Origin of the sequence: Streptomyces lushanensis, from assembly GCF_001700515.1 — a bacterium.
GTDB lineage: Bacteria > Actinomycetota > Actinomycetes > Streptomycetales > Streptomycetaceae > Streptomyces > Streptomyces lushanensis.
Genome location: NZ_MAUD01000204.1, coordinates 1 through 6,667 on the forward strand (window position 1 = coordinate 1; position 6,667 = coordinate 6,667).

Annotated in this window: 10 protein-coding genes and 1 pseudogene; 7 read left to right on the plus strand and 4 right to left on the minus strand. The window is 66.9% G+C overall.

Going from position 1 to position 6,667, the window contains the following annotated elements:
• Window positions 1-283: 283 nt before the first annotated feature.
• The 3 genes from BFF77_RS18310 to BFF77_RS18320 are packed head-to-tail and all read left to right on the plus strand — an operon-like array spanning window position 284 to window position 1,875.
• Complete coding sequence (locus BFF77_RS18310) at window positions 284-511, plus strand: hypothetical protein (protein ID WP_066950850.1); 228 nt, start codon at window positions 284-286, stop codon at window positions 509-511.
• Between the two features lie 40 nt (window positions 512-551).
• Window positions 552-1,010 (plus strand): DUF6879 family protein, encoded by a 459-nt coding sequence (locus BFF77_RS18315; RefSeq protein ID WP_245703577.1) that lies wholly within the window; start codon window positions 552-554, stop codon window positions 1,008-1,010.
• Window positions 1,011-1,026: 16 nt separating this feature from the next.
• On the plus strand, window positions 1,027-1,875 hold the full coding sequence (locus BFF77_RS18320; RefSeq protein ID WP_066950855.1) for a helix-turn-helix domain-containing protein: 849 nt from the start codon (window positions 1,027-1,029) through the stop codon (window positions 1,873-1,875).
• A gap of 846 nt (window positions 1,876-2,721) precedes the next feature.
• Here the strand turns inward: BFF77_RS18320 and BFF77_RS18330 are convergent.
• Window positions 2,722-3,090 (minus strand): DUF6415 family natural product biosynthesis protein, encoded by a 369-nt coding sequence (locus BFF77_RS18330; RefSeq protein WP_066950860.1) that lies wholly within the window; start codon window positions 3,088-3,090, stop codon window positions 2,722-2,724.
• A 235-nt stretch (window positions 3,091-3,325) separates the two neighbouring features.
• Here BFF77_RS18330 and BFF77_RS18335 point away from each other — a divergent pair, with 235 nt between their 5' ends.
• From BFF77_RS18335 to BFF77_RS18345, 3 genes are read left to right on the plus strand one after another with little or no spacing between them, the layout of a single operon-like run.
• Window positions 3,326-3,574, plus strand: a complete 249-nt coding sequence (locus BFF77_RS18335; RefSeq protein WP_066950863.1) for a hypothetical protein — start codon at window positions 3,326-3,328, stop codon at window positions 3,572-3,574.
• A complete protein-coding gene (locus tag BFF77_RS18340; protein WP_066950866.1) occupies window positions 3,552-4,064 on the plus strand; it encodes a DUF6879 family protein in 513 nt (170 codons plus the stop codon). The genes BFF77_RS18335 and BFF77_RS18340 overlap by 23 nt, the downstream gene beginning before the upstream one ends.
• A 10-nt stretch (window positions 4,065-4,074) precedes the next feature.
• On the plus strand, window positions 4,075-4,929 hold the full coding sequence (locus tag BFF77_RS18345; RefSeq protein WP_066950868.1) for a helix-turn-helix domain-containing protein: 855 nt from the start codon (window positions 4,075-4,077) through the stop codon (window positions 4,927-4,929).
• Window positions 4,930-4,988: 59 nt separating this feature from the next.
• Here the strand turns inward: BFF77_RS18345 and BFF77_RS18350 are convergent, their stop codons facing one another.
• Genes BFF77_RS18350 through BFF77_RS18360 form a run of 3 tightly spaced genes read right to left on the minus strand, consistent with a single transcriptional unit; the run spans window position 4,989 to window position 6,263 of the window.
• The gene (locus BFF77_RS18350) at window positions 4,989-5,207 is read right to left on the minus strand and encodes a DUF397 domain-containing protein (protein WP_066950871.1); all 219 of its coding nucleotides are present in this window, start codon (window positions 5,205-5,207) and stop codon (window positions 4,989-4,991) included.
• 10 nt (window positions 5,208-5,217) lie between these two features.
• Window positions 5,218-5,436 (minus strand): DUF397 domain-containing protein, encoded by a 219-nt coding sequence (locus BFF77_RS18355; RefSeq protein WP_066950874.1) that lies wholly within the window; start codon window positions 5,434-5,436, stop codon window positions 5,218-5,220.
• The gene (locus BFF77_RS18360; protein WP_066950877.1) at window positions 5,433-6,263 is read right to left on the minus strand and encodes a helix-turn-helix domain-containing protein; all 831 of its coding nucleotides are present in this window, start codon (window positions 6,261-6,263) and stop codon (window positions 5,433-5,435) included. Before BFF77_RS18360 ends, BFF77_RS18355 begins: the two co-directional genes overlap by 4 nt.
• A gap of 194 nt (window positions 6,264-6,457) precedes the next feature.
• Here BFF77_RS18360 and BFF77_RS34540 point away from each other — a divergent pair.
• Window positions 6,458-6,667 (plus strand): annotated as a pseudogene (locus BFF77_RS34540) (hypothetical protein); the annotation flags it as partial.

Sequence of the window (6,667 nt, forward strand, 5' to 3'; positions counted from 1 at the left end):
GCGCGGCCGGGGCCGGGGCAGCACGGCCGCGCGCTCAGGACGCGCAGACCCGGCAGGGCCGTGAGGCCGTTCCTCGGGACCGGTCACGGGCCTGGGTTCCTTGAGCGGCCACACGCGAGTGCGCTCCTTGACGCTCTCAGAGGAAACACATGCTCCCCGCCTCCCTCGGGAGGCGGGGAGCCTTCGTGCGTTCGGAGCCTGCAAGTTCGCGCACAGATCTGGCGGACCATCGGCCCTTCCTTTCAAGCTCAGGCAAGACGCTGTCCCCGAAGAAGGAGCCACCGTGGCACTGCACAAGCTGGGTCAGGACCCCGACTCCCCTGACGGCAAGTCACCGACGATCTACCTGGACGATGTGACCGGCAACTACGTCCTCCAGGGCTGGAAGGTCCTCGACCCCGAGCGGCTCGCGCAGATGGACATACCCGATCATGAGACCGTGATTGAGTTCCCGAAGCGGATGATGCCGTTCTTCCCGGAGGTGACCGGTGACGGAGCCGACCCTCGCTGACCGCCTGCGCTCCTGCCGAAGGTCCGCCGTTCACCTGGAGATGCGCGACGGCTACATGCGCTCGGACCCCCGTTTCATCGCCTGGCAGGAGGGCGTCCGCAACGACCCCGCAGACCACGACCCGGAGCTGCGGCCGTGGTTGGCGCTGATCAGGGAGACCGTCGCGCGAGGAGTCGAGATACGGCGGGCGCGGATCGTATCGGAGCCGGTGAGCGACTACATCCGGTTCGAGCACCACGTCACCGCGCCGAATGTCGCCGCCGGCGAACAGGTCCGGTGGCTGCCCCGGCGTCGCGCGTCCGATATCACCCTGTCCGGGAACGACTTCTGGCTCTTCGACGGCGAGTTGGTGGTGTTCCTCCACTTCGACGGGGTTGGCGAGCTGGCGCCCGACGACGAGGAAGTCCGTACCGATGTAGGTGCGGTGAAGCTGTGCGTGGACGCGTTCGAGAGCGTGTGGGACCGCGCTGTGCCGCACGCTGACTACCGGCTCACCTGACGGTTCCGGGGGTTGCATGCCGTCGCCGTTGTCCAGCGTCCAGCAGGCCCGCGAGTCGCTCGGCCTGCGCCTGCGTGAGATCCGTAAGGACGCCGGGCTGACCTCGCGCGAGTTGGCGCGCCGAATCGGCTGGCACGAGTCGAAGGTCTCCCGGTTGGAGCACGCCAGAACACCGCCGTCGGACGCGGACATCAGGGCCTGGACGCAGCACTGTGGCGTCCAGGCCCTGGTTCCCGAGCTGATCGCCACCGCGCGTGGCATCGAGGGCATGTACATCGAGTGGCGGCGCATGGAGCGCGCCGGCCTCAAGCAGGTACAGGAGTCGGTGGCTCCGCTGTTCGAACGCACCTACCGGTTCCGGGCCTATCAGTCGTGGGTCGTCCCGGGCCTGCTCCAGACGCCCGGCTACACAGCGGCGGTCCTCGGTACGGTCGCCGCCCTCCGGGAGGTCCCCGGCGACCTCACCTCCGCGGTCGCGGTACGGATGGACAGGCAGCGCGTCCTCCATTCGGGCAACCACCGCTTCGCGATGATCGTGGAGGAGTGGGTACTGCGGACGCTGATCGGCGACGTCGACGTCATGGCCGGCCAGCTCGGGCACCTGATCGGTGTGGCGGCCCTGCCCTCGGTCAGCCTCGGGGTCATCCCGCTGGGGCGCCCGCGGTCGCTGGGCTGGCCGGTGGAGTCGTTCACGATGTACGACGAGGAGCAGGTGACGGTCGAGCTGGTGTCGGCGCATCTGACGGTCACCAGGCCGCAAGAGGTGAGGGAGTACGCGCGGGCCTTCTCCGAGCTGTCTGCGCTCGCCGTGTACGGGGCTGAGTCGCGGAAGCTCATCATGGCAGCGATCGATGCTCTCGGCTGAGTCCGTGCAAGTTCGTACACAGTCGTTGAAGGCAGAGCGCTCTCCTTCCTACGGTCCGAGTCATGGCCACCTCGACAAGCAGCGATGCCCAGACCGCCCCCTACCGCTGGTGTGATTACCATCGGGGGGCGTCCGAGACCGCGCTGCTGGTGCGGATCATTGAGCACGGTTCAGGGCCCGGTGGGAGCTTGTACGCGTGTGCTCCGTGCCGGGAGCAGCGTCGGCTGACGCCCGTCGCTGACGTTCCTGTCGCGGACCTGCTGGAGGGGTTTCAGACGAGTGCGGGGGCCTTTCGGGGGCGGACGTGAGAGCCGTGTCGGCGGAGGAGGGTGTGGGGATGGCGCGGGTCTTCTGCTGTGATGCGCCCGTACCGTCGGCGGGTCTTCTGTCCACGGAGCAGTGGGCGGGCCGCGCTTGCTACGCGTGCGGTACGCCGCTGACGACGGGTGCGATCCATCGTGGATGGGCGCGGGGCCGGATGGGTGCTCACACCCTTGATGCCGAAGTGTGGGCCTGTCCCTGCTGACTCTGTCCGATGCTTGCCAACGGCCTGCTACGGCCCGGGCGGGGACCTTCCCACACGAGATCAGGGACCACCCCCGCTTGCGCGGGGAACACGAGAAGACCGGCGACCGCGCCAGCCTGCCGCACGGACCACCCCCGCTTGCGCGGGGAACACTCTTTCTGAGCTGCGGCGTTAGAGCGGCTTTGCTGTTGCTTGACCGATGTTCGTCCGCATACCTACATCCTTTCAGAGCCTTGCGGCCCCGTCCCCATCACGGCGCCCCGCCGTCGGACAGCGCGGAGTCCTCGATCACTACTGGCCCGCCCCGGCTGCGGCCGGGGTCAGCGGGGGCGCCGCGAGGGTGCCGGGCCGTGTGTCGGGTGGGTGGTGGCGAAGTGGGTGAGGAGCCATTCGCAATCGAGTGCGAGGAGCCGTACCTGCACATGCGCGGCCAGGGTTCCGGTGGCGAGGGGCTGTTCGGCCTCGGTCGAGATGCTGTGCAGGCGGGAGTTGAGGACGTACCACTCCCGGCTCCCGTGCCACATGCGCTCGGCCTGGGCCTGCGCGACGGGCAGCATCTCGGTGACGTAGGCGCGGAGGTCTGTGGCGAGTAAGTCCAGTTCCTCATGTGTGCCTGCTCTGTAGCCGACCCCCCGGGCCCTGTCGATGGCGGACCGCGCCGCGCTCGTGGCGTCCGTCTGTCTGCCCATGACTGCCTCCGTGCGCACTCGTACGGGCCCCGCACGCGGCCCGGCGCGAAGCGCCTGGAATACCGCTGATCCCGACGGTAGGGGGAGCGGTCCGTCCAGTCAGCAAAGTTGCATCGAATTACATACGACTTGGCGTGCGCCGACTGGGCCAAGGAGGCCCTCTTGACGGTTTCACCAGGAGATATGACCGTGGTGGAAATCCCCGTAAGTTGACTGGCTACGGAGGCTCATCGACATGCAGATTCAGTTCGTCGGGATCGATCCCGACACGGACGAGGACGGATGCCCGACGGTATGGGTGGACACCGGCACATCGGATCTGCTGATCCAGAGCTACACGGCCGACGACGAGTCGACCGCCGAGTGTCATGCCCTGTCTCCGGCCAAGGCGCCCATCCCGCCGACCGAGACAGTCATCAGGATTCCCCAGCGCATGGTGCCGATCATCAGGAAGGCGTGCGATGAACTCGACGGAATTCAATGACCTGATTGCCGACGCCAAGCAGTCCGCCGTCCATCTGGAGACGCGGGACAACTACTTCACCAACCCCCGCTTCGAGGCATGGCAGCGAGGCCACCGCGTCGACTGGGCCGACCGCGCAGCCTGGTGGCGTCCCTTTCACCAGCAGATCGGCGACGCCGTGGCCCGGGGGGTGTCCGTGCGTCGCGCCCGTGTGGTCTCCGAGCCCGTGACCGAGTACATCCGCTGGGAGCACTACGTCACCAACTCCAACGTGGCCGCCGGCGAGCAGGTGCGGTGGCTGCCTCGCCGGATCGCCACGGACCTCCTGCTGCCCGCGAACGACTTCTGGATCTTCGATGATCAGTTGATACGGGTCCATCACTTCTCCGGCAATGGAGACTGGCTGGACAAGGAACTGCGCGACGACCCCCGGGTGGTCAAGTCGTGCTCCGCCGCGTTCGAGAAGGTCTGGGAACGCGCCATCCCTCACGACGAGTACGAGATCAGGTAGCCCCCCTCCCATGCCCCTCTCACCATCGTCCAGCGTGCATCAGGCACGGGCGGCTCTCGCAGAACGGCTGCGGGAGCTGCGTCTGGACGCGGGGATCACAGGCAAGGAGCTGGCGGCGCGTTGCGGCTGGTCCGTCGCCAAGTCGTCCCGGATCGAGAACGCCCGTACTCCACCGTCCGACGTGGACATCCGCGCCTGGTGCACGGCGTGCGGAGCGGACGGCCAGGCTGCGGACCTGGTTGCCGCCAACCGGCAAGCCGACTCCATGTATGTCCAGTGGAAGAGACTCCAGCGCACAGGCATGAAGCAGCTGCAGGAGGCGTCCACACCCCTGTACGAACGCACGCGGCTCTTCCGCGTGTACGCCTCCAACGTCATACCCGGATTCCTCCAGACACCTGGCTACGCGACAGCTCTCATGGGCAGCATCGCCGGTTTCCGTGGCACTCCCGACGACGTGAGCGAAGCGGTCGACGCCCGCGTACGACGCTCGCGCGTCGTCTACGAAGGAGACCACCGCTTCGCGACGCTCATCGAGGAGCATGTCCTCCACCACCGCATCGGTGATGTGGAGGTGATGGCCGGGCAGTTGGGTACCCTCCTGGCGTCCATGGCACTGCCGTCCATGGCGCTGGGAATCATCCCCGCCGGCGTGCCGCGGGAACAGGTCATGTGGCCTCTTGAGCAGTTCACCGTGTTCGATGACGCACGGGTTCATGTGGAACTCGTTGCCGCGAAGGTGACCGTTACAGCGCCCGGCGAGCTGGACATCTATCTTCGCGCGTTCGCCAGACTTACGGAGCTTGCCGTGTACGGCGCCGAGGCGCGGGCTTTGGTCGTCAAGGCCATTGACGCGTTGTCCTGATTCCGGGCGGGGCGGAGAGCCCCGCCGGGAGGGCGGGGCTCAGCGTTGGGGTGCGTGGGTCACGTGCCGGGGGTGCGGGTGAGGTCGTTCGTTTTGACGCTTGCCACGAACGAGGTGAACGCGCGGGCGGGGATGTCCAGGACGGGGCCGCTGGGGTTCTTGGAGTCGCGGACGGGGACCACGCCGTGCGAGGTGGCGAGGTTGGCGGCGACCTCGACGCAGTTGCCGCCGTTGTCGCTGTAGGAGGATGTGAACCAGCGGGGGGACTCGGTCGTCACGGGTGCCCTTTCACGCGCCGGGGGTGCGGGTGAGGTCGTTCGTCTTGACGCTTGCCACGAACGAGGTGAACGCGCCGGTGGGGATGTCCAGGACGGGGCCGTTCGGGTTCTTGGAGTCGCGGATGGGGATCACGCCGTGTGAGGTGGCGAGGTTGGCGGCGACCTCGACGCACTGGCCGCCGTTGTTGCTGTAGGAGGATGTGAACCAGCGGGGGGACTCGGTCGTCACGGGATGCCCTTTCGTACCTGCTCGATCATGGCCACGGAAGCCGCCTGGGAGAGTGCCTCGGCCTGTAGCTGATGGTAGGCCGTCAGCATGGGCACTACGGAAGTCGTCTCACGGTCCAGATGCCCCTGAGTTTGAGACTCGGCGTAGGCGGCCACGGATCGGTCGGACAGGGTCAGCACCGTGACGGGCAGATCGAACGAACGGCGTTCGCCCATCTCGAACGGCGCCACCTGTAGCACCGTGTTCGCGCTGGCGGCGAACTTGGCCAGCCGCTCAAGCTGGGGCTCCATGACCGCACGGCCTCCGATGGGCCGCCGGATACAGCTCTCGTCCATGACGACGAACATCATCGGAGGGCGGGACCGTTCCAACGCCTGTTGCCGCTCCGCCAGGAACGAGACGCGTTCGTCGGCCTGCTCGGGCGTGATGGCTCCTCGGTGTACGGCGCTGTCGGCCAGCACCCGCGCGTACTCCGGGGTCTGGAGCAGACCAGGGACGATCCCGATCTCGTACAGCCGGATCTCGACCGCCCGGCCCTCGTACCCCACGAACTCCGAGAAGCCTTCCAGCAAGACACCGTGCTTGATCTCACGGCACTTGCGCTCGAACAGGTCAGTGGTACCCAACGCCCGGTCAGCACTGCGCGCGAATCGCAAGGTTGCTATCTTCCGACCAGTTTCGACGGCCGAAATATGCGTGCTGGAGTATTCCATGTGGGCGGCCAGGTCCTCCTGCTTCCAGCCCTTTCTCTCCCTGAAGCTGCGCAGCTGTGCTCCGTAAGCGGCTTGAGGGCTGCTCTCGGGGTTGAGTTCCTTACGGTTTACCAACCTGCCACCAACTTTCCTGTCATCTCTGGCACGTTGAACGCTTCTTCACCCTACGCCACTCTGAGTGCTCCCGGTAGTCGTTTCGCTACGGAGGGGAGTCGAATCGTGCCCTGGAAGCACGCATTCCCCTCAAGTCCCGCAGCGACGCGCACCAGTTGGCCCGGAGCGAGAAGCGCAGATGGAGGCCGTGTGACATGTACGGGAAACCCACACCGAAACCAACCGGCAGCAGTGTTGTCCTGCGGTGGAGCAGCCATCCGAGATGTGTGGCGCTGGCGCGGCTGGAGTTGCGCAAGGCACTGGCGGAGTGGGGGCTGTCCGTTCTGGAGGACTCGGCCGTCCTGATTCTGTCCGAGCTGCTCAGCAATGCCGGGCTGCATGCCAAGGTGACGCCGGAACAGACC